The sequence below is a fragment of the Pseudomonas sp. 8AS genome (assembly GCF_902506505.1).
In the GTDB taxonomy this organism is placed as follows: Bacteria; Pseudomonadota; Gammaproteobacteria; order Pseudomonadales; family Pseudomonadaceae; genus Aquipseudomonas.
Genome location: NZ_LR733406.1, coordinates 1,118,112 through 1,142,723, shown reverse-complemented (window position 1 = coordinate 1,142,723; position 24,612 = coordinate 1,118,112). Strand labels below are relative to the sequence as shown.

Genomic DNA, 24,612 nt, shown 5'->3' with positions numbered 1-24,612 from the left:
GGTGCGCCGCGCACCACGAACACCGCACAGAGGCCAGCGCTGCTTACCGCAACACCGCCGCCCTCATCTCGCAAGCGCCAAACGCCAGCCTGAAGGGCCCGGCAAACGCCCGCCATCCGCCTCTCGTAGCGCCGGCCTTTGGCCGTCTGGCCTTTGCCGTTATACTTGCCGGCTTTCCCGATCAGTTGCCAATACGGTCCCGCCGCACCCATGGACAAGACCTACCAGCCCCACGCCATCGAAACCGCCCTGTACGAGAACTGGGAGGCGAACCACTACTTCGCCCCGCAAGGTTCCGGCGAGCCCTACACCATCATGATCCCGCCGCCGAACGTCACCGGCAGCCTGCACATGGGCCATGGCTTCAACAACTCGATCATGGACTGCCTGGTCCGCTTCCGCCGCATGCAGGGCCGCAACACCCTGTGGCAGCCGGGCACCGACCACGCGGGCATCGCCACGCAGATGGTGGTCGAGCGCCAGCTGGCCGCCGACGGTATCGGCCGCCACGACCTGGGCCGCGAGAAGTTCCTGGAAAAGGTCTGGGAATGGAAGGAACAGTCCGGCGGCACCATCACCCGGCAGATCCGTCGCCTGGGCTCTTCGGTGGACTGGTCGCGCGAGCGCTTCACCATGGACGAAGGTCTGTCCGAGGCTGTTAAAGAGGCCTTCGTACGCCTGCACCAGGACGGTCTGATCTACCGCGGCAAGCGTCTGGTCAACTGGGACACCAAGTTCCACACCGCCATCTCCGACCTCGAAGTGGAAAACCACGACGAGAAAGGCCACCTGTGGAACCTGCGCTATCCGCTGGCCGACGGCAACACCACCGCCGACGGCAAGGACTACCTGATCGTCGCCACCACCCGCCCGGAAACCATGCTCGGCGACGCCGCCGTGGCCGTGCACCCGGAAGACGAGCGCTACAAGGCCCTGATCGGCACCTTCGTCAAGCTGCCCCTGCTGGGCCGCCGTATCCCGATCATCGCCGACGACTACTGCGACCCCGAATTCGGCACCGGCTGCGTGAAGATCACCCCGGCCCACGATTTCAACGACTATGAAGTCGGCAAGCGCCACAACCTGCCGCTGATCAACATCTTCGACAAGGATGCGCAGGTTCTCGCCAAGGCCCAGGTGTTCAACATCGACGGCAGCGTCAACGCCGAGATCGACGGCAGCCTGCCGGCCGAATACGCCGGCCTCGACCGCTTCGTCGCCCGTAAGCAGATCGTTGCGGCGTTTGAAGCCGCCGGCCTGCTGGAGAAGATCGACGACCACGCCCTGAAAGTGCCGAAGGGCGACCGCTCCGGCACCGTGATCGAGCCGTGGCTGACCGACCAGTGGTACGTCTCCACCAAGCCGCTGGCCGAAAAAGCCATCGCCGTGGTCGAGAGTGGCGAAATCCAGTTCGTGCCCAAGCAGTACGAGAACATGTACTTCAGCTGGATGCGCGACATCCAGGACTGGTGCATCAGCCGTCAGCTCTGGTGGGGCCACCGCATCCCGGCCTGGTACGACGACGCCGGCAACGTCTACGTCGGTCGCGACGAGGCGGAAGTACGCACCAAGCACAATCTGGGCGACGCCAAACTGCGCCAGGACGAGGACGTGCTGGACACCTGGTTCAGCTCCGGCCTGTGGACCTTCTCCACCCTCGGCTGGCCGCAGCAGACCGACTTCCTCAAGACCTTCCACCCCACGGATGTTCTTGTAACGGGCTTCGACATCATCTTCTTCTGGGTCGCCCGGATGATCATGCTGTCCACCCACCTGACCGGGCAGATCCCGTTCAAGACCGTGTACGTGCACGGCCTGGTGCGCGACGGCCAGGGCCAGAAGATGTCCAAGTCCAAGGGCAACGTGCTCGACCCGCTGGACATCGTCGACGGCATCGATCTGGAATCCCTGGTGGCCAAGCGCACCAGCGGCATGATGCAGCCCAAGCTGGCCGAGAAGATCGCCAAGCAGACCCGCGCCGAGTTCCCCGAAGGCATCGCCGCCTACGGCACCGACGCCCTGCGCTTCACCAACCTGGCGCTGGCCTCCACCGGCCGCGACATCAAGTTCGACATGGGCCGCGTCGAGGGCTACCGCAACTTCTGCAACAAGCTGTGGAACGCCGCCAACTTCGTCATCGAGAACACCGACAACCAGGACACCGGCATCAATGGTGAAGCCGTCGACCTGTCGCCGGTCGACCGCTGGATCATCTCCGCCCTGCAGCGCTGCGAGCAGGACGTCACCCGCCACCTCGACGCCTTCCGCTTCGACCTGGCGGCACAAGCCTTGTATGAGTTTATCTGGGACGAGTACTGCGCCTGGTACCTGGAGCTGGTCAAGCCGGTACTGTGGGACGAGAACGCGCCGATCGAGCGCCAGCGCGGCACCCGCCGCACCCTGGTGCGCGTGCTGGAAGTGATACTGCGCCTGGCCCACCCGTTCATGCCCTTCATCACCGAAGAAATCTGGCAGCGCATCAAGCCCCAGGCTGGCGTCAGCGGCGAGACCATCATGCTGCAGGCCTGGCCGGTGGCCAACGAGAGCCGCATCGACGCGAGCGCCGAAGGCGACATCGAGTGGGTCAAGCAACTGATGCTCGGCGTACGGCAGATCCGCGGCGAGATGAAGATCTCCATGGCCAAGCGCATCGATATCATCGTGCAGAACGCGGGTGCCGAAGACCTGCGCCGCCTGGCCGACTTCGAGCCGCTGCTCAGCAAGCTGGCCAAGCTGGAATCGGTGCGCGTGCTGGCGGCTGGCGAGGAAGCGCCGATGTCCGCCACCGCCCTGGTCGGCGAGATGCAGGTACTGGTGCCGATGGCCGGACTGATCGACAAGGACGCCGAACTGGCGCGCCTGGACAAGGAAATCCAGCGTCTGCAGGGCGAAGTCCAGCGCGTGGGCGGCAAGCTCGCCAACGAAGGCTTCGTCGCCAAGGCGCCGACCGAGGTGCTCGACAAGGAGCGCGCCAAGCTGGCCGAGGCCGAACAGGCGCTGGCCAAGCTGGTCGAGCAGCGCGGCAAAATCGCCGCGCTGTGATGTGTAGAAGCCCGCCCATCGTCAGATCGGCGGGCTTTTTCTTGCCAAGCATCAAGGCAGCCGCCGCACGGCGTGATAAAAAAGTCTCGCCTCACCGATAATGACTACACAAATAACAAAAACGCGAAAGGATGCTTCCCATGTATGTCCTCATGGCCCTGCTGTTCATCGCGGGCTACCTGTGCATCGCCCTCGAACACCCGCTGAAGATTGACAAGGCTGCCTCGGCCCTGCTCACCGCCGTGCTGTGCTGGACGGTGCTGGCCCTGGGCGCCGACAGCCTGTTGCCGGCCCTGGCCGCAAGCGAACACGGGCCCGCCGGGGAGCTGCGCCATCACCTGGGCGAGATCGCCGAGATCCTGTTCTTCCTGCTGGGCGCCATGACCATAGTCGAGCTGGTCGATGCCCACGAAGGCTTCAAAGTGATCACCGACCGCATCCGCACCAACAAGCGGGTCACCCTGCTGTGGCTGATCGGCTTCATCACCTTCTTCCTCTCCGCCGTGCTGGACAACCTGACCACCACCATCGTCATGGTCTCGCTGCTGCGCAAGCTAATCGGCGACCAGCGCGAGCGCTGGTTCTATGTCGGCATGGTAGTGATCGCCGCCAACGCCGGCGGCGCCTGGTCGCCGATCGGCGACGTGACCACCACCATGCTCTGGATCGGTCACCAGATCAGCGCCACCGGTATTATCGGCGCGCTGTTCCTGCCCAGCCTGGTCTGCCTGCTGGTGCCGCTGCTGGCGCTGAGCCTGACCATGCGCGGCGAGTTCGAGCGCCCCGAGGAGCTGCTCAGCGAGGCCGAGCGCCGCGACCCGACCACGCCTTTCGAGCGTAAGCTGGTGTTCGCCCTGGGCTTGGGCGCCCTGCTGTTCGTCCCGGTATTCAAGGGCATCACCCATCTGCCGCCGTACATGGGCATCCTCTTCGGCCTGGGCGTGCTGTGGGTGGTCACCGAGTGGCTGCACCGCAGCAAGAACGAGGAAGACAAGCACCCGCTCTCGGTGGTCGGCGTGCTGCGCAGAATCGACACCACCAGCGTGCTGTTCTTCCTCGGCATCCTGCTGGCGGTCTCCAGCCTGGCCACCGCCGGCCACCTGACCCAGGTCGCCGGCGCGCTCAAGGACAGCCTGGGCAACGTCTATGCCATCAACCTGGCCATCGGCCTGCTGTCCTCGGTGGTGGACAACGTGCCGCTGGTGGCCGGCGCCATGAAGATGTATCCGCTGGTCACCCCCGAGGCGGCGGTCGCCGCCGGCGAGCAGGCCGGCTGGCTGTCGCAGTTCGTCGCCGACGGCGTGTTCTGGGAACTGCTGGCCTTCTGCGCCGGCACCGGCGGCAGCTGCCTGATCATCGGCTCGGCCGCCGGGGTGGCGGCCATGGGCATGGAGAAGATCGACTTCCTCTGGTACCTGAAGAAGGTCAGCCTGCTGGCCCTGCTCGGCTACCTGGCCGGCGCCGCCACTTATATAGGGATGGCCGCCCTATGAGCATGGCAAGCGTGGAGGCGAGCAAGACCCGCACCAGTTTCTACCGCCGCCTGTACGTGGCCTGGCTGATCGACAGCGGCAGCGCCACCACGGTGCCGGCGCTGATGGCGGCCACCGGCATGCCGCGGCGCACCGCCCAGGACACCCTGGCCGCGCTCGCCGAGCTGGATATCCTCTGCGACTTCGTCCAGCACGACGGCGCGCGCAACAACGCCGGGCACTACGCCATCCAGGCCTGGGGCCCGATCGACCGGGCCTGGGTCGGCGCCCACCTGCCGCAGATCAAGAGCCTGCTCGGCTACCCCTGAGACCCCGGCTCGGATCGCCTGATCCCAAGCAGCTCTCCCTCCTCCCCTCGCACCCGCGGCACTGACTGATCCTGCATCAGCCAGTGCGCGTGCTGCCGTGCGCGCGCAACAGCTCCGCACAAATTCCTCACGCAAAGCTGTACAAACAATTTGACTTGTACAACGCAAAACCTATGATTAACTCAAGCTGTACAAATAAACCTATCTGTACAAGTAATTCATCGAGGGGCCTGATATGTACAACAGCAGCCAGAAGCCCAGAGTCGGCATCAGCGCCTGCCTGCTCGGCAGCGAAGTGCGCTTCAACGGCGGACACAAGGAATCGCAGCTGTGCAGCCAGGTGCTGGCCGAGCACTTCGAGTTCGTCCCGCTGTGCCCCGAGATGGCCATCGGCCTGGGCGTGCCGCGCCAGCCGATCCGTCTGGTCGGCGACCCGCAGGCGCCGCGCGCGGTCGGCAGCCTGCGCGCCGAGCTGGATGTCAGTGAGGCGCTGAGCGACTACGGCCAGCGCATGGCCGAGCAGCACGACGAGCTGTGCGGCTACATCTTCATGCAGAAGTCGCCGTCCTGCGGCCTGGAACGGGTCAAGGTCTACGACGCCAAGGGCCTGCCGCAGAAAGGCGGTGGCCGCGGCCTGTTCGCCGCCGCTTTCTGCGCCCGCCACCCGGACCTGCCGGTGGAGGAAGACGGCCGCCTCAACGACCCGGTGCTGCGCGAGAACTTCCTCACCCGCGTATTCGCCTACGCCGAATGGCGCCGCCTGCTGGCCGCCGGCCTGACCCGCAAGGCGATCATCGACTTCCACGCCCGCTACAAATACCAGCTGATGGCCAGCAACCCGCTGCAGTACAAGGCCCTCGGCCAGCTGTTGGGCAACCTCGGCGCCCATGACCCGCAGGAAATCGGCCCGCGCTATTTCAGCCAGCTGATAGCCGCGCTGCAGAAGTGCGCCACCCGCGGCACCCACAGCAACGTACTGCAGCACCTGTCCGGCTACCTCAAGCAGGCCCTGAGCCGTGAGGAACGCGACGAGATGCAGCAGCTGATTGCCCAGTACCGCTGCGGCATCATCCCGCTGGTGGTGCCGTTGACCCTGCTCAAGCACCACTTCCGCCGGCATCCGCATCACTACATCGCGCGCCAGGCCTATCTGCAGCCGCACCCGGAAAACCTCAGCCTGCGGAACGCCATCTGATGAACGATGGCTTCGACGCCTACCTGGAGGCCATCGACCGCGGCTACCTGCCGATCCGCGAGGTGACCCGCAGCACCGGGGTCAACCCGGTCACCCTGCGCGCCTGGGAACGCCGCTACGGCCTGGTGGTGCCCTATCGCACGCCCAAGGGCCACCGCCTCTATTCGCCGGAACACGTCGCGCGCATCCAGGCCATCCTCACCTGGCTGGGCCGTGGAGTGGCGGTCGGCCAGGTCAAGGAGCTGCTCGACAACCGCAGCGCGCCGGCCAGCGACGCCAGCAGCGACTGGCAGCGCCAGCGCCAGGCCCTGCTGCAGGCCATCAGTCGCCAGGCCGAACGCCAGCTCGACGAACAGTTCAACCAGGCCCTGTCGCTCTACCCGCCATTTACCCTGTGCGAACTGCTGATCCTGCCGCTGCTGGCCGACCTCGATCAGCGCTGGCAGCACCCGGCACTCGGCCATCAGCTGGAGCGGGTGTTTTTCCACTCCTGGCTACGCAGCAAGCTGGGCGCACGGATCTACCACAACAACCGCCAGCAGAGCGGCGCACCGCTGTTGATGGTCAACCTCTCAACGCTGCCCATGGAACCCGGCCTGTGGCTGTGCGCCTGGCTGGCCAGCAGCGCCGACTGTCCGGTGGAAGTGTTCGACTGGCCCCTGCCGAGCGCCGAACTGGCCCTGGCCGTGGAAGCCATTGTCCCGCGCGGCCTGCTGCTCTATTCCAGCCAGTCCCTGGACAGCCAGCAGGTTCGCCGCGAACTGCCGCGCCTGAACAGTGCCTGCGACGTGCCGCTGCTGCTGGCCGGGCCGGCGGCGCAGATCCACGCCGAAGAACTGCACGACCAGTGCGGCCTGCACCTGGTCAACGACCCCCTTGCCGCCCAGCACAGCCTGCAGCTGCTGGGCCTGCTCGGCCCCCAATAAGGAATGCCCATGCGTCAACTGATCTGGCTGCGCAGCGACCTGCGCGTACAGGACAACACCGCCCTGACGGCCGCGATGGCCGCCGGGCCGACCATCGCCCTGTACCTGCTCAGCCCGCAGCAGTGGCTGGAGCACGACGACGCGCCGTGCAAAGTCGACTTCTGGCTGCGCAACCTGCGCGAGCTATCCGCCGAGCTGGCCGCGCTCAATGTGCCGCTGCTGATTCGCTCGGCGCCGCGCTGGCGCGACGCGCCCGAGGTACTGGCCGAGCTGTGCCGCGAGTTGCGTATCGACTGCGTGCAGGTCAACGAGGAATACGGCATCCACGAAAGCCAGCGCGACCAGGCCGTGGCCGCGCGCCTGCAGCAGCAGGGCTTGCAGTTTCGCCGGCACCTCGACCAGTTGCTGTTCCAGCCCGGCAGCGTGCTGACCCAGTCAGGCGGCTACTTCCAGGTCTACAGCCAGTTCCGCAAGGTCTGTTACCAGCGCCTGCACACGGCCCTGCCGGCCCTGCTCGGCACCCCGCCGGCACAAGCGCCACTGGACATCGCCAGCGACGCCGTGCCGAGTGCAGTAGAAGGTTTTGCCAGCCCCAGCGCCAGCCTGCGTCAGCTCTGGCCGGCCGGCGCAGCGGCAGCCAGCGAACGCCTGGCGCGCTTCGCCGACGAGCAGCTCGACGCCTACCACAACCAGCGCGACTTCCCCGCCCTGCCCGGCACCAGCCAGCTGGCCGCCTATCTGGCCGCCGGTGTGCTGTCGCCGCGCCAATGCCTGCATGCGGCGCTGCGCCACAACCACGGCGAGTTCGACAGCGGCAGCCAGGGCGTCATCACCTGGATCAACGAACTGCTCTGGCGCGAGTTCTACAAGCACATCCTGGTCGGCTACCCGTGCGTCAGCCGCCATCGCGCCTTCCGCCCGGAGACCGAGGCCCTGCCCTGGCGTAACGCACCGGACGAGCTGGCCGCCTGGCAGGAGGGCCGCACCGGCATCCCGATCATCGACGCGGCCATGCGCCAGCTGCTGGCCACCGGCTGGATGCACAACCGCCTGCGCATGGTGGTGGCGATGTTCCTGACCAAGAACCTGCTGATCGACTGGCGCGAGGGCGAGCGCTTCTTCATGCGCCACCTGATCGACGGCGACCTGGCGGCCAACAACGGCGGCTGGCAGTGGAGCTCGTCCACCGGCACCGACTCGGTGCCCTACTTCCGCATCTTCAACCCGCTCAGCCAGTCGCAGAAATTCGACCCGGATGGTCGTTTCATCCGCCACTGGGTGCCGGAGCTGGTCGGCCTGAACAAGCGCGACATCCATAACCCGGCGGCCCCCTCAGCAACCTTGGGCGGCGGGCTGTTCGGCCTGGCCGACTACCCACGGCCGATCGTCGACCTGGCCCGCTCCCGTGAACGCGCCCTGGCGGCCTTCAAGAACCTGCCACAGCGGGAGGCCGCCCATGACTGACTTCCTGCGCCAGTTCGCCGAACGCTTCGCCAGCCTCGATGCCAGCAACCTCGACCGCCTGCGCGAGCTGTACAGCGACGACATCCTGTTCCGCGACCCGCTGCACGAAGTGCACGGCCTGCCGGCGGTACGCGGCTACTTCGGCGAGCTGTACGCCAACGTCAGCGGGCTGCGCTTCGATTTCTATGGTTTCGACCAGAGCGCCGAGGGCGAAGGCTACCTGCGCTGGACCATGAGTTATCGCCATCCGCGCCTGCGCGGCGGTGCCCTGATCCGCGTCGAAGGCTGTTCGCACCTGCGTTGGCGCGACAAGGTCTACCAACATCGCGATTACTTCGATGCCGGCGCCCTGCTCTATGAACACCTGCCGATCCTCGGTCGGGTGATTGCCTGGCTAAAAGGGAGATTGGCATGAAACGTATCTGGCTCACCGGCGCCAGCAGCGGGATTGGCGCTGCCCTGGCGGAAATCCTCCTGCACCAGGGCCATCACCTGGCCGTCAGTGCGCGCAATGCCGGCGCCCTGCAGACCCTCGCCGAACGCTTCCCGCAGCAGGTGCTGCTGGCGCCCGGCGACCTCAGCGATGCCGAGCAGGTCAAGGCCATCGGCGAGCGCATCCACGAGCACTGGGGCGTGCTCGACAGGGTGATCCTCAATGCCGGCACCTGCGAGTACGTGGACAGCCGCCACTTCGAGGCGGCGATGATCGAACGGGTGATGCGCGCCAACCTGTTCTCCGCCAGCTACTGCATCGAGGCCGCCCTGCCGCTGCTACGGCAGAGCGCGCAGCCGCACCTGGTCGGCGTCGGCAGTTCGGTGACCTACCTGCCGCTGCCGCGCGCCGAGGCCTATGGCGCGTCGAAGGCGGCCATGCGCTACCTGTTCGAGACCCTGCGCATCGACCTGGCCGCCGAGGGCATCGCCGTCACCCTGGTCAGCCCGGGCTTCGTCGACACCCCGCTGACGCAGAAAAACGACTTCCCCATGCCGATGCGCTGGCCGGTGGACAAAGCCGCCCGGCACATCGCCGAGCGCCTGGACAAGCGCCCCTACGAAATTGCCTTCCCCGGCCCCTTTATCGCCACCCTGCTGCTCCTTGCCCACCTGCCCAAGGGCCTGCAACTGGCCCTGGGCAAACGCATGGCACGTAGCTCCAACGCGGAATCCAACGCATGAAAATTGCCATCATCGGCAGTGGTATCGCCGGTCTGACCAGTGCCTACCTGCTCAATCGCCAGCACGACATCTGCGTGTTCGAAGCCAGCGACTGGGTCGGCGGCCACACCCACACGGTGGATGTCGAAGTCCAGGGTCGAAGCTATGCGATAGATACCGGTTTTATCGTGTTCAACGACTGGACCTACCCCAACTTCATCAAGCTGCTCGGCCAGCTCGGCGTCGCTTCGCAGCCCACCGAAATGAGCTTCTCGGTGCATGACCCGGCGACCGGCAGCGAGTACAACGGCAATACCCTCAACAGCCTGTTCGCCCAGCGCAGCAACCTGTTGTCGCCGCGCTTCTGGGGCATGATCAGCGACATCCTGCGCTTCAACAAGGAAGCCCTGGCCGACCTCGCCGAACAGCGCATCGCCGCCGATACCATCCTCGGCACCTACCTGCAGGAACGTGGCTACGGCCAGCGTTTCATCGACCACTACATCGTGCCGATGGGCGCGGCAATCTGGTCGATGTCGCTGGCCGACATGCTCAGCTTCCCGCTGCAGTTCTTCGTGCGCTTCTTCAAGAACCACGGCCTGCTCTCGGTCAGCAACCGTCCGCAGTGGCACGTGGTCAGCGGCGGCTCGCGCAGCTATGTGGCGCCGCTGAGCGCCAGCTTTGCCGAGAAGATCCGCCTGAACTGCCCGGTGCAACGCGTCGAGCGCGATGCCGAGGGCGTTACCGTACACAGCGCCTTTGGTGCCGAACGTTTCGACCAGGTGGTGTTCGCCTGCCACAGCGACCAGGCCCTGGCCCTGCTGGCCGAGCCGAGCCAGGCCGAACAGGAGATCCTTGGCGATCTGCGCTACGCCGACAATGACGTGGTGCTGCACACCGACACCCGCCTGCTGCCCGACCGGCCGCTGGCCTGGGCCAGCTGGAACTACCGCCTGGGTGGCCCTGCAGAACAACCTGCCGCCGTCACCTACAACATGAACATCCTGCAGGGCATCCAGGCGCCGCACACCTTCTGCGTCAGCCTCAACCAGACCGCCGCCATCGACCCGGCGAAGATCCTCGGCCGCTACCGCTACGCCCATCCGCAGTACAGCCTGGCCGGGCTCAAAGCCCAGGCGCGCTGGAACGAAATCAGCGGCCAGCAGCACAGCCACTTCTGCGGCGCCTACTGGGCCAGTGGCTTCCATGAAGACGGCGTGGTCAGTGCCCTGCGCGTTGCCGACGCCTTCGGGGAGCGCCTGTGAACAGTGCCCTGTACAGCGGCTGGGTCGGCCACCGGCGCTTCCTGCCGCGCGGTCACGACTTCCGCTATCGCATGGGCATGCTGCTGCTCGACCTCGACGAACAGGACGCCGTGCTGGCCCTGTCGCCCCTGGCCGGGCGCGGGCGTTTCGCGCCGTTCGCCTTCCGCGAAAGCGACTACCTGCCGCAGTTCACCCGCCAGGGCATGCGCCTGATTGACGCGGTGCGCCAGCGCATCGGCGAAGCCCTCGGCCACGTGCCGGGCGGGCGTGTGTGCCTGTTGACTCAGCCGCGCAGCTGGGGCCTGGCCTTCAACCCGGCGAGTTTCTACTACTGCTATGAAGCCGATGGGCGCCTGGCGGCGATCCTCTGCGAGGTCAGCAATACGCCTTGGCGCGAGCGCTATCACTATGTGTTGCCGGCCAGCGACGTGCTGCCGGCCGGTGGCGAAGGGGTTCAGCACTTCGCCGTGGCCAAGGCCTTCCACGTCTCGCCGTTCCTGCCGCGCGAGCTGGAATACCGCATGCGCTTCAATCAGCCGGACGAGCGCCTGAGCATCCAGATGGAGGACTGGCAGGGCGAGGAGCGCCTATTCGTCGCCAGCCTCGGCCTGCAGCGCCAGGCCCTCAACCGCGCCAGCCTGCACCGCCACCTGCTGAGTTTCCCCTGGATGACCGGCAAGACCCTGCTCGGCATCTACTGGCAGGCCCTGCGCCTGCTGCTCAAACACCTACCGATTTTTTCCCATCACGCCGCGCAAGGTGAATACCGCGTGGCCAGCCCCTCTGCTCAGGAGTCTCGCCATGAAAACCCCTAGCCTGACCTCTGCAAAATCCAGCGTACGCGCCGGCAGTGGCCTGGGCGCCTGCCTGCTGCGCAGCGCCGTACTGCGCCAGCTCGGCCAGTTGCGCCATGGCCAACTGGCCGTCTATGAAAACGGCGAACGCCTGCTGTTCGGCCAGGCTGGATCGCCGCTGCATGCGGAGATCCACGTGCACGACCCGGCGGTGTGGGGCCTGGTCGCCGGCAACGGTTCGATCGGCTCCGGCGAGGCCTACATCCACGGCTACTGGAGCACCCCGGATCTGACCGCGGTGATCCGCGTGTTCGTCAGCAACCTCGACGTGCTGGATGCCATGGAAGGCGGCCTGGCCCGCCTCGGCCGCCCGCTGATCCAGGGCCTGCACTGGCTCAACCGCAATACCCGCAAGGGCTCGCAGAAGAACATCGCCGCCCACTACGACCTCGGCAATGCGCTGTTCGAGCAGTTCCTCGACCCGACCATGATGTACTCGGCAGCCATGTTCGAGCGCGAAGACGACAGCCTGGAACAGGCGCAGTTGAACAAGCTCGAACGCATCTGCCAGAAGCTGCAACTCAAGCCCGGCGACCACCTGCTGGAAATCGGCACCGGCTGGGGCAGCATGGCCATCTACGCAGCCAGCCATTACGGCTGCAAGGTCACCACCACGACCCTGTCGAAGGAGCAGTTCGCCTACACCCAACGGCGTATCGAGGAGCAAGGCCTGCAGGAGCGCATCACCCTGCTGCTGGAGGACTACCGCGACCTCACCGGCCAGTACGACAAGCTGGTGTCGATCGAGATGATCGAAGCGGTCGGCCATCGCTTCCTGCCCACCTACTTCAAGCAGTGCGCGCGCCTGCTCAAGGATGATGGCCTGATGCTGCTGCAAGCCATCACCATCCGCGACCAGCGCTACGAGCAGGCCAAGCGCTCGGTGGACTTCATCCAGCGCTACATCTTCCCCGGCGGCGCCCTGCCCTCGGTGCACAAGATGCTGGAAATCGTTAACCGCGAGACCGACATGAACCTGCACCACATGGAGGACTTCGGCCTGCACTACGCCAGGACCCTGCGCCTGTGGCACGACAACCTGCGCCGCGCCCGCCATGCCCTGGAAGAGCTGGGCTACGACGATTACTTCTATCGTCTGTGGGAGTTCTACCTGTGCTATTGCGAAGGCGGCTTCCTCGAACGCACCATCGGCACCGCGCAACTGCTGCTGGCCAAGCAGAAAGCCGTGCCGGCGCCACTGCTCGGGCGCTTCAAAGCCTGAGCCTGTTTCCCCTCTCCCATTTATGGGAGAGGGGCCGTGGGAGAGGCAAGCCTGCCACCAAAGTCCAAGGATCGTGTCCATGCCGCTGTCACCACCTCGCTCGCTACTGCTGAATGCCGTGCTGTTTCAGACCGGCTGGTTCGCCTGCGTGTTCGGTGCGCAACGCCCCTGGCTGCTGCTGGTCGCACTGGCGTGCCTGGCGGCGCATTTCCTCTGGATTGCCAGTTGGCGCCAGGAAGGCCGCCTGGTGGCCAGCGTGATGCTGTTCGGCGCGGCGCTGGACAGTTTCCTGCTCAACCTCGGGGTGTTCGACTTCGCCGGCGACGGCCGCCTGCTCCCCGCCTGGCTGGCGCTGCTGTGGGCGCTGTTCGCCACCACCCTCAATCACAGCTTGGCCTGGACGGCCCGCCCCTGGTGGCTGGGCAGCCTGCTCGGCGCGGTGGCCGGGCCGCTGTCCTACCTGGGTGGGGCAAAACTGGCGGGGGTGGGCATGCCGCTGGGGCTGTGGCCGACGCTGCTGTTGCTGGCGGGGATCTGGGCGGTGGTGATGCTGGTGGTGCATGGGTTTGCGGGGATGTATCGGGCGAAAGCTTCACACTGAAACAAAAATCCGAGATGCACTCAGCCCCTTGATGCGCCCTAGCTGCTTGATAGCTTTGGGCTTTTCATCACACGACCTGTCAGGCAACACCAAACGCCCCTTTCAGGAGGCCGAACGGAATCATTGCGTAAGGGGTTGAGCGACATGGATGTCGCGAGAGCCGCGATGGGCCAGGGATGGCCCTTCGCGGCGGGCCCCTGGAGCGATGATGGAGTGAGGGCAGTCGAGCGCAGCGAGACCCGGATGCAGGGGGCAAGCGTTTTTGGTTACTTTTGCCGCGGTTGGCAAAAGTGACTCGCCCGGGAGGGCGAAACCAGAGCCAACAAGCACCTCAGCAATGATCCCGTCACAGATCGCTCATCCTAGGAAAAAACTCCCGCATCCCCCCAGCACCGCGTCGGTCGGCCAGGCGAGCCATCCATCCCGGCCTGCCGTAAACTGCGCGGCATGAGTCAGATCCCCCTCACCCAACTCCCCGACGAACCCGCCGTCAGCTGCGCCAACTGCGCCGCCTGCTGCTGCCAGCTGGAAGTCATGCTGATCACCGACACCGGCGTGCCGCAGCGCTTCATCGACACCGACGACTGGGGCGGCGAAGTCATGCGGCGCCTGGACGACGGCTGGTGCGCAGCGCTGGATCGCGACAGCATGCGCTGCACCATCTACGAGCTGCGCCCACTGATCTGCCGCGAGTTTGAAACGGGCTCCCCCGAGTGCATCGACGAGCGCCGCGGGATGGGTGCGATCTATCGCTAGCCCCGCTGTGCGCCCATAAAAAACCGGGCCATCGGCCCGGTTTTTTTGTGCCCGCCAGCCGTTAGAACCTGTTTACGATCTCGCGAGCTAGAGCCAGACAAGGAAAAACTGGCCGAGGGAGCGCAGTTTACGAGCTGTAAATGAGCATCCCGAGGCCAGTTTTAACGCGGTATGGCCGACGCGCAGCAGATCGTAAACAGGTTCTTAGAAGCTCAGGCGGTAATGCAGGGTATAGGTCTCCACGCCATCGTTCGGCTCCTTGATGCCACCGTTGGAGTAGTGCATCGCACGGATGCCGATCTCCTGGCCGGAGAAGCGCAGGCCGGCGCCGAGACGGTCCTCGAACTGGAAGGAGGAGCCGAGGTCGTGCTCTTCCAGCTCGGTGCTGTCGAAGAAGGCCACACCGATGCCGGCTTCGAGGTAGGGCTTGACCGTTTCGCCGGCGAACTCGTAAACGAACACCGGGGTGAACGACAGGCTGTGGTTGCTGGCCGCCTTGTCACCGTCCCAGTAGGTGTAACCGGCATCCCAGTAGCCGGTCAGGCGACCGACGTCGCTCTGCATCCAGCTGCGGTCCCAGTTCCACTGGGCGCCCAGGCGATAGACATTGGTGGACTCGCCGCTGCGCCCAACGGCGGCGCTGAAATCGACCGCCTGCGCAGCCAGGCTGCTCAGGCCAAGGGCTGCAGCGGCAGCCAGGGTGAGGATCTTGTTCATGCTAACGTCCTGTAACCAAGAATGATGGGGCTGAACCACGCTCACTCAGGAGTATAGAAACAGCCGTTATCAGTGGAAGGCGGCTTAAGTATTAATACTCAGCCTTGCCTGCCTCTGGCAACGCCTGCACGCTCAGCGCCTCGCCCCACAGTACCGGCAGCACCCGCTGCAACTGCTGCGGGTCGCCGCTGGACCACAGCCGGGTCGGCAGGGCACGTCCCGGTTCGGCACGCAGCCCGCGCTGGTCGAGCAATTGCTGCAGGCGCCGCGCCACCGCCGCGCCGGTATCCACCAGGCTCACGCCCTCGCCCGCCAGCTCGCGCAGCAGCGGCTTGATGAAGGGATAGTGGGTACAGCCGAGAATCAGGGTGTCGCAGTCCTCGGCCAGCAGCGGCTCGAGCCAGCCGCGCAGCAGCTCGCGGGTGCGCGGGCCGCTCAGCTCGCCGGCCTCGATCTGCTCGACCAGGCCCGGGCAGGGCTGGGTGATCACCCGCACGTCAGCGGCGAAACGGTCGAGCAAGGCGGCGAACTTGGCGCTCTTCAGGGTGCCGGTGGTGGCCAGCACGCCGACCACGCCGCTGCGGGTGGCAGCCGCCGCCGGTTTCACCGCCGGCTCCATGCCGACGATGGGCAAATCCGGATAACGCTCGCGCAGCTCGGCCACCGCCGCCGCCGTGGCGGTGTTGCAGGCCAGCACCAGGGCCTTGGCGCCCTGCCCCAACAAAAACGCGGCAATCGCCTGGCTACGCTCGCGGATAAATTCCGCGCTCTTCTCGCCATAGGGCACATGGCCGCTGTCGGCCACATACAGCAGCGACTCGTCCGGCAGGCGCGCACGAATCTCGCGCAGCACCGACAGGCCGCCGACGCCGGAGTCGAATACACCGACCGCCGCGTTGCTGCTCACGGCCGCCCGCCACACACGCTGCAGGCCGGGTCGCGCTTGATGCGCAGCTCGCGAAAGCGCGAGTCGAGGGCATCCACCAGCAGCAGCCGGCCGACCAGCGGCTCGCCGAAGCCGGCCAGCAGCTTGAGCGCCTCCAGCGCCTGCAGGCTGCCGACCAGGCCGACCAGCGGGCCGACCACGCCGGCCTCGCTGCAGGTCAGCGCGCTCTCGTCGCCGTGACCGAACAGGCAGTGGTAGCAGGGGCTGTCTTTGCTCCGCGGATCGAACACGGCGAGCTGGCCCTGCAGGCGGATCGCCGCGCCGCTGACCAGCGGCTTGCCGGCGGCCACGCAAGCAGCATTGACCGCCTCGCGGGTGGTGAAGTTGTCCGAGCAATCCAGCACCAGGTCCACCGCGCTCACGGCGGCGGCCAGGGAGTCGGCGTCCAGGGCGGCGCGATGGGCCAGCAGGCGGATCTGCGGATTGAGCGCCGCCAGCCGACTGATCGCCGAATCGACCTTGCTCACTCCGATCTGGCTGCCGTCGTGGATGATCTGCCGCTGCAGGTTGGTCAGGTCGACCGTATCGAAGTCGGCCAGGTGCAGCTCGCCCACCCCGGCCGCAGCCAGGTACAGCGCCACCGGCGAGCCGAGACCACCGAGGCCGACGATCAGCGCGCGGCTGGCCTTGAGGCGCAGCTGCCCGGCGATATCGATCTGCGGCAGGAGGATCTGCCGGCTGTAGCGCAGCAATTCGTCGTCGTTCAGTTCCACACTCATGTGCCCAGGCTCCCCAGGGAAATCCGTTCATGCCCGCCCAGGTCGCGGCGGCTGTGGACCCGCGCGAAGCCGGCGGCGGCCAGCAACTCGCGTACCGCCGCGGCCTGGTCATAGCCGTGTTCCAGCAGCAGCCAGCCGCCCGGTTCGAGATGCGGCGGCGCCTGGGCGATGATCTGGCGAATGTCGTCGAGGCCGTCGACACCGGAAACCAGGGCGCTGACCGGTTCGAAGCGCACATCGCCCTCGCCCAGGTGGCGGTCAGCGGCGGCTATATAAGGCGGGTTGCTGACGATCAGCCCATAGCGCTCGCCGGCCAGGGCGCCGAACCACTGGCTCGGGCGGAATTCGGCATTGTTCAGTTGCAGCCGCTGGCGATTGCGCTCGGCCAGGGCCACGGCGTCAATGACCCGGTCCACGCCGGTGACCCGCCAGCCTGGCCGCTCGCTGGCCAGGGCCAGGGCAATGGCGCCGGTGCCGGTGCCCAGGTCGAGGGCCCGCAGCGGCGTGGCCGGCAGCAGTTCGAGAGCGGTTTCCACCAGCAGTTCGGTGTCGGGGCGGGGAATCAGGGTATGCGGTGCCACCTCCAGATCGAGGCTCCAGAAGCCCTGCTGGCCGAGGATATAGGCTACCGGCTCGCCAGCGCGGCGGCGAATCAGCAGGGCGGCGAAGGCAGCCTGCTGCTCGGCAGTCGGCTCGCGTTCGGGCCAGGTGCGCAGGTAGCTGCGCGGCTTGCCCAGGACGAATGCCAGCAGCAGTTCGGCGTCCAGGCGGGCGCTGGGCGAGTCGGGCAGGTCGGCGTGGTTCAGCAGCTGCTCGATGGTGGCCATCGGTGGTTCCCGGTGGTGCGCGCGGCGCACCTTACGTGGCACGGGCCTGCGGCTGGGCCGCCACGGCCGGCACCCAGACTCAATCGCCCAGGGCGGCCAGCTGGTCGGCCTGGAATTCCTGCAGCAGCGGCTCGATCACCGCTTCCACGCCACCGGCCAGTACGTCGTCCAGCGCGTAGAGGGTCAGGTTGATGCGGTGATCGGTGACCCGCCCCTGGGGGAAGTTGTAGGTGCGGATGCGCTCGGAGCGGTCGCCGGAGCCGACCAGCAGCTTGCGCGTCTCGGAGATTTCCTTGTGCGCGGCAGCGTCCTGCTGGTCCTGCAGCTTGGCCGCCAGCCAGGCCAAGGCGCGGGCGCGGTTCTTGTGCTGCGAGCGCTCTTCCTGGCACTCGACCACCATGCCGGTGGGCAGGTGGGTGATGCGCACGGCCGAGTCGGTCTTGTTGATGTGCTGGCCACCGGCGCCCGAGGCACGGTAGGTGTCGACCCGCAGGTCGGCCGGGTTGATCTCGATCGCCGCCTGCTCGTCCGGCTCGGGCAACATCGCCACGGTGCAGGCCGAGGTATGGATGCGGCCCTGGGACTCGGTTTCCGGCACGCGCTGCACGCGGTGGGCGCCTGACTCGAACTTGAGCTTGGCGTAGACGTTGTCGCCCTCGACGCGGGCGATCACTTCCTTATAGCCGCCGTGCTCGCCGGGGTTCTCCGACAGCACCTCGACCCGCCAGCCCTGGCGCTCGGCATAGCGCGAATACATGCGGAACAGGTCGCCGGAGAAGATCGCCGCCTCGTCGCCGCCGGTGCCGGCGCGGATTTCGAGGAACACGTTGCGGCCGTCCTTGGGGTCCTTCGGCAGCAGCATGCGTTGCAGGCGGCCTTCCAGCTCCTCCAGCTGCGCGCGGGCGCTGGCGACTTCGTCCTCGGCCATCTCGCGCAGGTCCGGGTCGCTGTCCTTGAGCAGCGCCTGGGCGCCTTCGAGGTCGCCCTGCACCTTGCAGAACTCGCGGTAGGCGAGGATCACCGGCTCGACTTCGGCGTATTCCTTGGAATAGGCGCGGAACTGGGTCTGATTGCTGATCACCTCGCCATCGCCGAGCAGCGCGGTGAGTTCCTCGTAGCGGTCCTGGAGGATGTCCAGCTTGTTCAACAGTGACGCTTTCATGGTTTCGGCTCGCCCTCGTCGAGGGCAAAAAGTTCCTGGGCCACGGCCAGCGCATCGAGGCGGCCATCGGCGGAGATTTTCTTCAGCTGCACGCTGGGCGCATGCAGCAGCTTGTTGGTCAGGCCGCGGGCCAGCTGGGCCAGCACCTCGTCGGCCGGGGCGCCGTTGCTCAGCAGGCGCTGGGCCTTGGCCAGCTCCTCGTCGCGCAGGCGCTCGGCCTGCTGGCGGTAGGCCTTGAGCACATCCACCGCGGCCAGCGCGCGCAGGCGCTGCATGAAGTCGGCGGCACCGGCGCTGACCAGTTCCTCGGCGGCCTGGGCGGCGCCCTGGCGGCTCTTGAGGTTTTCCTCGATGACTTCGTGCAGGTCGTCGACGGTGTACAGGTAGACGTCGTCCAGCTCGCCGACTTCCGGCTCGATGTCGCGCGGCACGGCGATGTCGACCATGAAGATCGGCTTGTGCCGGCGCTTCTTCAGCGCGCGCTCCACCGCGCCCTTGCCGAGGATCGGCAGCTGGCTGGCGGTGGAACTGATGACAATATCGCTGTTGATCAGCTCGTCGGGAATATCGGCCAGCAGGATGGCATGCGCGCCGAACTGCTCGGCCAGCGAACTGGCGCGCTCCAGGGTGCGGTTGGCGACGACGATGCGCTTGATGCCCTGGTCGTGCAGGTGGCGGGCGACCAGGCTGATGGTCTCGCCGGCGCCGATCAGCAGGGCCTGGCTGCGGTGCAGGTCGGCGAAGATCTGCTTGGCCAGGCTGACCGCGGCGAAGGCCACGGACACCGGGTTCTCGCCGATGGCGGTGTCGGTGCGCACGGTCTTGGCGGTGCTGAAGGTGGCCTGGAACAGCCGACCGAGCAACGGGCCGACGGTGCCGGCCTCGCGCGCCACGGCGTAGGCCGATTTCATCTGACCGAGGATCTGCGGCTCGCCGAGGACCATGGAGTCCAGCCCGGAAGCGACGCGCATCATGTGCCGCACTGCGTCGTTGTCCTGGTGCACATAGGCACAGGCGCGCAGCTCGGCGAGGTTCAGCTGGTGGTAGTCGGCCAGCCACTGCAGCACTTCGTCGGCCGACAGCTGTTCCTGCTCCAGATACAGCTCGCTGCGGTTGCAGGTGGAGAGGATCGCCGCCTCCCGACTCGGGGTGGCGTGACACAGCTGCTGCAAGGCCTCGACCAGTTGCTCGGGGGTGAAGGCCACGCGCTCGCGGACGTCCACCGAGGCGGTCTTGTGGTTGATGCCGAGGGCAATGAAGGCCATGCAGGGTCGCTAATGAATAGGGGAAGCGCGCAATTGTCCTACGTCACCGGGGCGAGAACAACTGTCGCAGGTCATTGCCCCCGTCACCCTAGTGCCCAGCGCATCGCGGAACCGATATGGCCCATTGGGCTTGCCAGAGCGCTTGTGTCATGATGCCGACACCGCAGGTTAGTCGCCCTTTCCCATGAATAAATCCTTAGCGTTGCTGACCGCCCTGATGTTTGTTGGCGGCTGCCAGACCCTCGCCCCTTCCGCTCCCGATGGCGCTCCGCCGGTCGAAGACGCGGCGGCCAGCCCGGCCCCGGAAAAACCCAAGGTGTATGCCTCGTTCAACGAGGAAACCCTGTATTCGCTGCTCGCCGCCGAACTGGCCGGGCAGCGCAACCGCTTCGACATTGCCCTCGGCAACTATGTGCAGCAGGCCAACGCGACCCAGGACCCCGGTGTTGCCGAGCGCGCCTTCCGCATCGCCGAATACCTCGGCGCCGAGCAGGCGGCCCTGGATAGCGCGCTGATCTGGGCCAGGAATGCCCCGGACAACCTCGACGCCCAGCGCGCCGCCGCCGTGCAGCTGGCTCGCGGCGGGCGCTATGACGAATCCATGCAGTATATGGAGAAGGTCCTGCAGGCCCAGGGCGACACCCACTTCGACTTCCTCGCCCTGTCCGCCGCGGAAACCGACCCGGACACTCGCAGCGGCCTGCTGCAGAGCTTCGACCGCCTGCTGCAGAAGCACCCGGAGAACGGCCAACTGTTGTTCGGCAAGGCCCTGCTGCTGCACCAGGACGGCCGCCCGCAGGAAGCCCTGGAGCTGCTCGAAGCCCATGCCGCCAGCGAAACGCAAGTGCCGCCCCTGCTGCTGCGCGCGCGCCTGCTGCAAGGTTTGCAGCGCGGCGAAGAGGCCATTCCGCTGCTGAGCAAAGGCATCCAGCAGTATCCGGACGACAAGCGCCTGCGCCTGGCCTACGCCCGCCAGCTGGTCGAGCTGGGCCGCCTGGAAGAAGCCAAGTCCGAGTTCGCCGGCCTGCTCCAGCAGTTCCCGGACGACGACGACCTGCGCTACTCCCTGGCCCTGGTCTGCCTCGAAGCCGAAGCCTGGGACGAGGCGGCGATCTACCTGGAAGAGCTGGTCGCCCGCGGCAGCCATGCCGACGCCGCCCACTTCAACCTGGGCCGCATCTACGAGCGCAATGACGACCCGGAAAGCGCCCTGATCGAATACGACCTGGTCGGCCCGGGCGACGACTACCTCGCCGCCCAGTCCCGGCAGAACGAAATCCTCCTCGACAACCAGCGCGCCGAGGAAGCCGCCAGCCGTCTGGCCCGGGCCCGCGAAAGCCAGCCCGACTATGCCATCCAGCTGTACCTGATCGAATCCGAGGCCCTGGCCGACCGCGGCCAGCTGGAAAAGGCCTGGCAACTGATCCGGCAGGCGCTGCAACAGTTCCCCGGCGACACCAACCTGATCTACACCCGCGCCATGCTCGCCGAGAAACGCGGCGACCTGCCCGGCCTGGAGAAGGACCTGCGCAGCATCATCGAGCGCGAGCCGGACAACGCCACGGCCCTGAACGCCCTCGGCTACACCCTGGCCGACCGCACCACGCGCTACGCCGAGGCCAAGGCGCTGATCGAGAAGGCCCACCAGCTCAACCCGGACGACCCGGCCACCCTCGACAGCCTGGGCTGGGTCAACTTCCGCCTGGGCAACCTGGAGGAAGCCGAACGCTACCTGCGCCTGGCCCTGGAGAAATACCCGGACCACGAAGTGGCCGCCCACCTGGGCGAAGTCCTCTGGGCCCGCGGCAAGCAGCGCGAGGCGCGCAAGGTCTGGGGCGCCGCCCTCAAGGCCCAGCCCGACAGCGCCATCCTGCGCAGCACCCTGCTGCGCCTCACCGGCTCCGAGACCCTCTGATCCATGCTCCGTCAGTTCATCGCCATCGCCCTGCTCGCCCTGCTCGGCGGCTGCACCAGCTTCACCAGCCGCGAAGCCATCGAAGGCCAGGGCAATGCCGCCCAGTGGAAGGCCCACAAGACCCAGATCAGCGCCCTGGATGCCTGGCAGATCAACGGCAAGGTCGGCATCCGCGCGCCCAAGGACTCCGGCAGCGGCACGCTGTTCTGGCTGCAGCGCCAGGACTACTACGACATCCGCCTGTCCGGCCCGCTCGGCCGCGGCGCCGCACGCCTGACCGGCCGCCCCGGGGCGATCCTGCTGGAAGTGGCCAACCAGGGCCGCTACCAGGCCGAATCGCCGGAAGCCCTGCTGGAAGAACAGCTCGGCTGGCGCCTGCCGGTGTCCCACCTGCGCTGGTGGGTGCGCGGCCTGCCCGCCCCGGACAGCAAGAGCCGGGTGACCCTCGACGCCGACAGCCAGCTGGCCCGCCTGGAACAGGATGGCTGGCAGGTGGAGTACCTGAGCTACGCCGAGCAGAACGGCTACAGCCTGCCCCAGCGCATCAAGCTGCACGGCAAGAACCTCGACGTGACCCTGGTGATCAAGGACTGGCAGCCGCGCCAGCTCGGTCAGTAGGCCCGCCGCCATGCATGACGCGCAACTGATCCTGCCGGCCCCGGCCAAGCTCAACCTGATGCTGCACATCCTCGGCCGCCGCGCCGACGGCTATCACGAGCTGCAGACCCTGTTCCAGTTCATCGACCACGGCGACCTGCTGGGCTTCGCCCCGCGCAGCGATGGCGAGATCCGCCTGCACAGCGAGATTCCCGGCGTGCCCCACGACAGCAACCTGATCGTGCGCGCCGCGCGCCAGCTGCAGCAGCAAGCCGGCTGCCCGCTGGGCGCCGATATCTGGCTGGACAAGCACCTGCCCATGGGCGGCGGCATCGGCGGCGGCAGCTCGGATGCGGCGACCACCCTGCTCGGCCTCAACCACCTGTGGCGGCTGGGCTGGGACGAGGAGCGCCTGGCCGCCCTGGGCCTGGGCCTGGGCGCCGACGTGCCGGTTTTCGTGCGCGGGCGGGCGGCCTTTGCCGAAGGCGTCGGCGAACGCCTGCAGCCGGTCGAACTGGCCGAGCCCTGGTATCTGGTGGCCGTGCCGCAAGTCAGCATCAGCACCGCCGAAGTTTTTGCCGACCCCGAGTTGACACGGAATACCCCGCCCATTACAGTTCGCAGCCTTCCCGCGGGGGGTGGTCATAACGACTGCCAACCGGTTGTCGAGAAGCGCTACCCAGAAGTGCGTAACGCTTTGAACTTGCTGAACAATTTTGTTCACGCCAGGATGACCGGGACCGGAGCTTGTGTATTTGGGAGCTTCCCAAATCGGGCCGATGCTGATAAAGTCTCGCGCCAACTTCCGGCCACCCTGCCAAGTTTCGTCGCACGTGGTTGCAATCGGTCTCCGGTTCATCTGCAGCTCGAAAAACTGGCAACGGAAGGGAATGCCTAGCATTCGGTTATACGATACAGGGGCGTCGCCAAGCGGTAAGGCAGCAGGTTTTGATCCTGCCATGCGTTGGTTCGAATCCAGCCGCCCCTGCCATAACCTCCCAGAGGTTTCGTAAACCGGATGGTGCATTAGCGTCAACTCTACAGGGGCGTCGCCAAGCGGTAAGGCAGCAGGTTTTGATCCTGCCATGCGTTGGTTCGAATCCAGCCGCCCCTGCCATACACTCGAGAGCTGTTCAAAGAGCCCTGCTTTTTGAACAGCTTTTTAATTCATCGGACCCACCCTCAGGCAGGTACTGCGCGTGTCCAAGATGATGGTCTTCACGGGGAATGCTAACCCCGATCTGGCGCGTCGCATCGTGCGCCAACTGCACATTCCCCTCGGTGACGCCTCCGTAGGCAAATTCTCCGATGGCGAAATCAGCGCCGAAATCAATGAAAACGTCCGCGGTAAGGACGTCTTCATCATTCAGCCGACCTGTGCTCCGACTAACGACAACCTGATGGAACTGGTGGTGATGGCTGACGCCTTCCGCCGCTCCTCGGCTTCTCGTATCACCGCAGTCATCCCCTACTTCGGCTATGCCCGCCAGGATCGCCGTCCGCGCTCCGCCCGCGTGGCCATCAGCGCCAAGGTAGTGGCCGACATGCTAACCGTGGTCGGTATCGACCGCGTGCTCACCGTCGACCTGCACGCCGACCAGATCCAGGGCTTCTTCGACGTGCCGGTGGACAACATCTACGGCTCCCCGGTGCTGACCGACGACATCCAGGATCAGCGCTTCGAGAACCTGATGATCGTCTCCCCGGATATCGGCGGCGTGGTGCGTGCCCGCGCCGTGGCCAAGAGCCTGGGTGTGGACCTGGCGATCATCGACAAGCGTCGCGAGAAGGCCAACGTCTCCGAAGTGATGCACATCATCGGCGATGTCGAGGGCCGTACCTGCGTGCTGGTCGACGACATGGTCGACACCGCCGGCACCCTCTGCCATGCCGCCAAGGCACTGAAGGATCACGGCGCCGCCAAGGTCTACGCCTACGCCACCCACCCGGTGCTGTCGGGCCGCGCCATCGAGAATCTGGAAAGCTCCGTGCTGGACGCACTGGTGGTGACCAACACCATCCCGCTGTCCGCTGCGGCACAAGCCTGCCCGCGCATCCGTCAGCTGGACATGGCCGCCGTCGTAGCTGAAGCGATGCGTCGCATCAGCAATGAAGAATCGATCAGCGCGATGTTCCGCTAACGCGAACATCCCTGACGACCTGTGCCCCGCCGCCGTGCGGGG

23 protein-coding genes and 2 tRNA genes are annotated in these 24,612 nt (G+C 66.4%); 19 read left to right on the top strand and 6 right to left on the bottom strand.

All coding sequences use genetic code 11. The features are described 5' to 3' along the window. The first annotated feature begins 210 nt into the window (after positions 1–210). The 13 genes from GV001_RS05300 (at position 211) to GV001_RS05240 (ending at position 14,281) form a co-directional block, all read left to right on the top strand. Entirely contained in the window at positions 211–3,042 is a 2,832-nt protein-coding gene (locus GV001_RS05300; protein ID WP_160078601.1) for a valine--tRNA ligase, read from the top strand. A gap of 140 nt (positions 3,043–3,182) precedes the next feature. Then, positions 3,183–4,535, top strand: coding sequence for a sodium:proton antiporter NhaD (gene nhaD, locus GV001_RS05295; RefSeq protein WP_160078600.1), 1,353 nt, complete (start codon positions 3,183–3,185; stop codon positions 4,533–4,535). A gap of 11 nt (positions 4,536–4,546) precedes the next feature. After that, positions 4,547–4,843 carry a helix-turn-helix domain-containing protein gene (locus tag GV001_RS05290; protein ID WP_160083184.1) on the top strand — a complete coding sequence of 99 codons (297 nt, stop codon included), beginning with the start codon at positions 4,547–4,549 and terminating at the stop codon, positions 4,841–4,843. 235 nt (positions 4,844–5,078) lie between these two features. Next, positions 5,079–6,038: a DUF523 and DUF1722 domain-containing protein gene (locus GV001_RS05285; protein ID WP_160078599.1), complete on the top strand. Its 960-nt coding sequence runs from the start codon at positions 5,079–5,081 to the stop codon at positions 6,036–6,038. After that, positions 6,038–6,964, top strand: a complete 927-nt coding sequence (locus GV001_RS05280) for a MerR family transcriptional regulator (protein ID WP_160078598.1) — start codon at positions 6,038–6,040, stop codon at positions 6,962–6,964. The genes GV001_RS05285 and GV001_RS05280 overlap by 1 nt, the downstream gene beginning before the upstream one ends. Positions 6,965–6,973: 9 nt before the next feature. Then, complete coding sequence (gene phrB, locus GV001_RS05275) at positions 6,974–8,428, top strand: deoxyribodipyrimidine photo-lyase (RefSeq protein WP_160078597.1); 1,455 nt, start codon at positions 6,974–6,976, stop codon at positions 8,426–8,428. Next, positions 8,421–8,843, top strand: coding sequence for a nuclear transport factor 2 family protein (locus GV001_RS05270; protein WP_160078596.1), 423 nt, complete (start codon positions 8,421–8,423; stop codon positions 8,841–8,843). Before phrB ends, GV001_RS05270 begins: the two co-directional genes overlap by 8 nt. Further along, a complete protein-coding gene (locus tag GV001_RS05265; RefSeq protein ID WP_160078595.1) occupies positions 8,840–9,604 on the top strand; it encodes an SDR family oxidoreductase in 765 nt (254 codons plus the stop codon). Before GV001_RS05270 ends, GV001_RS05265 begins: the two co-directional genes overlap by 4 nt. After that, positions 9,601–10,848, top strand: a complete 1,248-nt coding sequence (locus GV001_RS05260) for an NAD(P)/FAD-dependent oxidoreductase (protein WP_160078594.1) — start codon at positions 9,601–9,603, stop codon at positions 10,846–10,848. Before GV001_RS05265 ends, GV001_RS05260 begins: the two co-directional genes overlap by 4 nt. Next, positions 10,845–11,663, top strand: coding sequence for a DUF1365 domain-containing protein (locus tag GV001_RS05255; RefSeq protein WP_160078593.1), 819 nt, complete (start codon positions 10,845–10,847; stop codon positions 11,661–11,663). The genes GV001_RS05260 and GV001_RS05255 overlap by 4 nt, the downstream gene beginning before the upstream one ends. Then, entirely contained in the window at positions 11,650–12,924 is a 1,275-nt protein-coding gene (locus GV001_RS05250; RefSeq protein ID WP_160078592.1) for a cyclopropane-fatty-acyl-phospholipid synthase family protein, read from the top strand. The genes GV001_RS05255 and GV001_RS05250 overlap by 14 nt, the downstream gene beginning before the upstream one ends. Before the next feature lie 79 nt (positions 12,925–13,003). Beyond that, positions 13,004–13,525: a DUF2878 domain-containing protein gene (locus GV001_RS05245; RefSeq protein ID WP_160078591.1), complete on the top strand. Its 522-nt coding sequence runs from the start codon at positions 13,004–13,006 to the stop codon at positions 13,523–13,525. Between the two features lie 447 nt (positions 13,526–13,972). Continuing rightward, a complete protein-coding gene (locus GV001_RS05240) occupies positions 13,973–14,281 on the top strand; it encodes a YkgJ family cysteine cluster protein (RefSeq protein WP_160078590.1) in 309 nt (102 codons plus the stop codon). A 204-nt stretch (positions 14,282–14,485) separates the two neighbouring features. Here the strand turns inward: GV001_RS05240 and GV001_RS05235 are convergent, their stop codons facing one another. The 6 genes from GV001_RS05235 to hemA form a co-directional block, all read right to left on the bottom strand. Next, a complete protein-coding gene (locus GV001_RS05235; protein WP_160078589.1) occupies positions 14,486–14,998 on the bottom strand; it encodes an acyloxyacyl hydrolase in 513 nt (170 codons plus the stop codon). A gap of 91 nt (positions 14,999–15,089) precedes the next feature. After that, positions 15,090–15,905, bottom strand: coding sequence for a glutamate racemase (murI, locus tag GV001_RS05230; RefSeq protein ID WP_160078588.1), 816 nt, complete (start codon positions 15,903–15,905; stop codon positions 15,090–15,092). After that, positions 15,902–16,663, bottom strand: a complete 762-nt coding sequence (locus GV001_RS05225; RefSeq protein WP_160078587.1) for a molybdopterin-synthase adenylyltransferase MoeB — start codon at positions 16,661–16,663, stop codon at positions 15,902–15,904. The genes murI and GV001_RS05225 overlap by 4 nt, the downstream gene beginning before the upstream one ends. Next, entirely contained in the window at positions 16,660–17,490 is an 831-nt protein-coding gene (prmC, locus tag GV001_RS05220) for a peptide chain release factor N(5)-glutamine methyltransferase (RefSeq protein WP_160078586.1), read from the bottom strand. The genes GV001_RS05225 and prmC overlap by 4 nt, the downstream gene beginning before the upstream one ends. Before the next feature lie 79 nt (positions 17,491–17,569). Beyond that, positions 17,570–18,652 carry a peptide chain release factor 1 gene (prfA, locus tag GV001_RS05215; protein ID WP_160078585.1) on the bottom strand — a complete coding sequence of 361 codons (1,083 nt, stop codon included), beginning with the start codon at positions 18,650–18,652 and terminating at the stop codon, positions 17,570–17,572. Continuing rightward, positions 18,649–19,917, bottom strand: a complete 1,269-nt coding sequence (gene hemA / locus GV001_RS05210; protein WP_160078584.1) for a glutamyl-tRNA reductase — start codon at positions 19,915–19,917, stop codon at positions 18,649–18,651. Before hemA ends, prfA begins: the two co-directional genes overlap by 4 nt. 184 nt (positions 19,918–20,101) lie before the next feature. On the opposite strand from hemA, the gene GV001_RS05205 reads away from it, so the two are divergent. The 6 genes from GV001_RS05205 (at position 20,102) to GV001_RS05180 (ending at position 24,570) form a co-directional block, all read left to right on the top strand. Continuing rightward, the gene (locus tag GV001_RS05205) at positions 20,102–21,832 is read left to right on the top strand and encodes a tetratricopeptide repeat protein (protein WP_160078583.1); all 1,731 of its coding nucleotides are present in this window, start codon (positions 20,102–20,104) and stop codon (positions 21,830–21,832) included. A 3-nt stretch (positions 21,833–21,835) separates the two neighbouring features. Continuing rightward, entirely contained in the window at positions 21,836–22,450 is a 615-nt protein-coding gene (gene lolB / locus GV001_RS05200) for a lipoprotein insertase outer membrane protein LolB (RefSeq protein WP_160078582.1), read from the top strand. 10 nt (positions 22,451–22,460) lie between these two features. Beyond that, positions 22,461–23,327 carry a 4-(cytidine 5'-diphospho)-2-C-methyl-D-erythritol kinase gene (ispE, locus tag GV001_RS05195; RefSeq protein WP_160078581.1) on the top strand — a complete coding sequence of 289 codons (867 nt, stop codon included), beginning with the start codon at positions 22,461–22,463 and terminating at the stop codon, positions 23,325–23,327. An 18-nt stretch (positions 23,328–23,345) separates the two neighbouring features. Next, a tRNA-Gln gene (locus tag GV001_RS05190) sits at positions 23,346–23,420 on the top strand. A gap of 51 nt (positions 23,421–23,471) precedes the next feature. Then, positions 23,472–23,546 (top strand) — tRNA-Gln (locus tag GV001_RS05185). A gap of 82 nt (positions 23,547–23,628) precedes the next feature. Beyond that, positions 23,629–24,570: a ribose-phosphate pyrophosphokinase gene (locus GV001_RS05180; RefSeq protein WP_160078580.1), complete on the top strand. Its 942-nt coding sequence runs from the start codon at positions 23,629–23,631 to the stop codon at positions 24,568–24,570. Positions 24,571–24,612: the final 42 nt, after the last annotated feature.

What these genes read in the sequence shown, in the direction of transcription:
- GV001_RS05205 (WP_160078583.1), top strand. Translation starts at nt 20,102, where the DNA reads ATGAATAAATCCTTAGCGTTGCTGACCGCCCTGATGTTTGTTGGCGGC.
- GV001_RS05235 (WP_160078589.1), bottom strand. Translation starts at nt 14,998, where the DNA reads ATGAACAAGATCCTCACCCTGGCTGCCGCTGCAGCCCTTGGCCTGAGC.
- GV001_RS05250 (WP_160078592.1), top strand. Translation starts at nt 11,650, where the DNA reads ATGAAAACCCCTAGCCTGACCTCTGCAAAATCCAGCGTACGCGCCGGC.
- GV001_RS05245 (WP_160078591.1), top strand. Translation starts at nt 13,004, where the DNA reads ATGCCGCTGTCACCACCTCGCTCGCTACTGCTGAATGCCGTGCTGTTT.
- hemA (WP_160078584.1), bottom strand. Translation starts at nt 19,917, where the DNA reads ATGGCCTTCATTGCCCTCGGCATCAACCACAAGACCGCCTCGGTGGAC.
- prfA (WP_160078585.1), bottom strand. Translation starts at nt 18,652, where the DNA reads ATGAAAGCGTCACTGTTGAACAAGCTGGACATCCTCCAGGACCGCTAC.
- GV001_RS05240 (WP_160078590.1), top strand. Translation starts at nt 13,973, where the DNA reads ATGAGTCAGATCCCCCTCACCCAACTCCCCGACGAACCCGCCGTCAGC.
- GV001_RS05285 (WP_160078599.1), top strand. Translation starts at nt 5,079, where the DNA reads ATGTACAACAGCAGCCAGAAGCCCAGAGTCGGCATCAGCGCCTGCCTG.
- phrB (WP_160078597.1), top strand. Translation starts at nt 6,974, where the DNA reads ATGCGTCAACTGATCTGGCTGCGCAGCGACCTGCGCGTACAGGACAAC.
- nhaD (WP_160078600.1), top strand. Translation starts at nt 3,183, where the DNA reads ATGTATGTCCTCATGGCCCTGCTGTTCATCGCGGGCTACCTGTGCATC.
- ispE (WP_160078581.1), top strand. Translation starts at nt 22,461, where the DNA reads ATGCATGACGCGCAACTGATCCTGCCGGCCCCGGCCAAGCTCAACCTG.
- GV001_RS05300 (WP_160078601.1), top strand. Translation starts at nt 211, where the DNA reads ATGGACAAGACCTACCAGCCCCACGCCATCGAAACCGCCCTGTACGAG.
- prmC (WP_160078586.1), bottom strand. Translation starts at nt 17,490, where the DNA reads ATGGCCACCATCGAGCAGCTGCTGAACCACGCCGACCTGCCCGACTCG.
- GV001_RS05280 (WP_160078598.1), top strand. Translation starts at nt 6,038, where the DNA reads ATGAACGATGGCTTCGACGCCTACCTGGAGGCCATCGACCGCGGCTAC.
- GV001_RS05265 (WP_160078595.1), top strand. Translation starts at nt 8,840, where the DNA reads ATGAAACGTATCTGGCTCACCGGCGCCAGCAGCGGGATTGGCGCTGCC.
- lolB (WP_160078582.1), top strand. Translation starts at nt 21,836, where the DNA reads ATGCTCCGTCAGTTCATCGCCATCGCCCTGCTCGCCCTGCTCGGCGGC.
- GV001_RS05260 (WP_160078594.1), top strand. Translation starts at nt 9,601, where the DNA reads ATGAAAATTGCCATCATCGGCAGTGGTATCGCCGGTCTGACCAGTGCC.
- GV001_RS05225 (WP_160078587.1), bottom strand. Translation starts at nt 16,663, where the DNA reads ATGAGTGTGGAACTGAACGACGACGAATTGCTGCGCTACAGCCGGCAG.
- GV001_RS05270 (WP_160078596.1), top strand. Translation starts at nt 8,421, where the DNA reads ATGACTGACTTCCTGCGCCAGTTCGCCGAACGCTTCGCCAGCCTCGAT.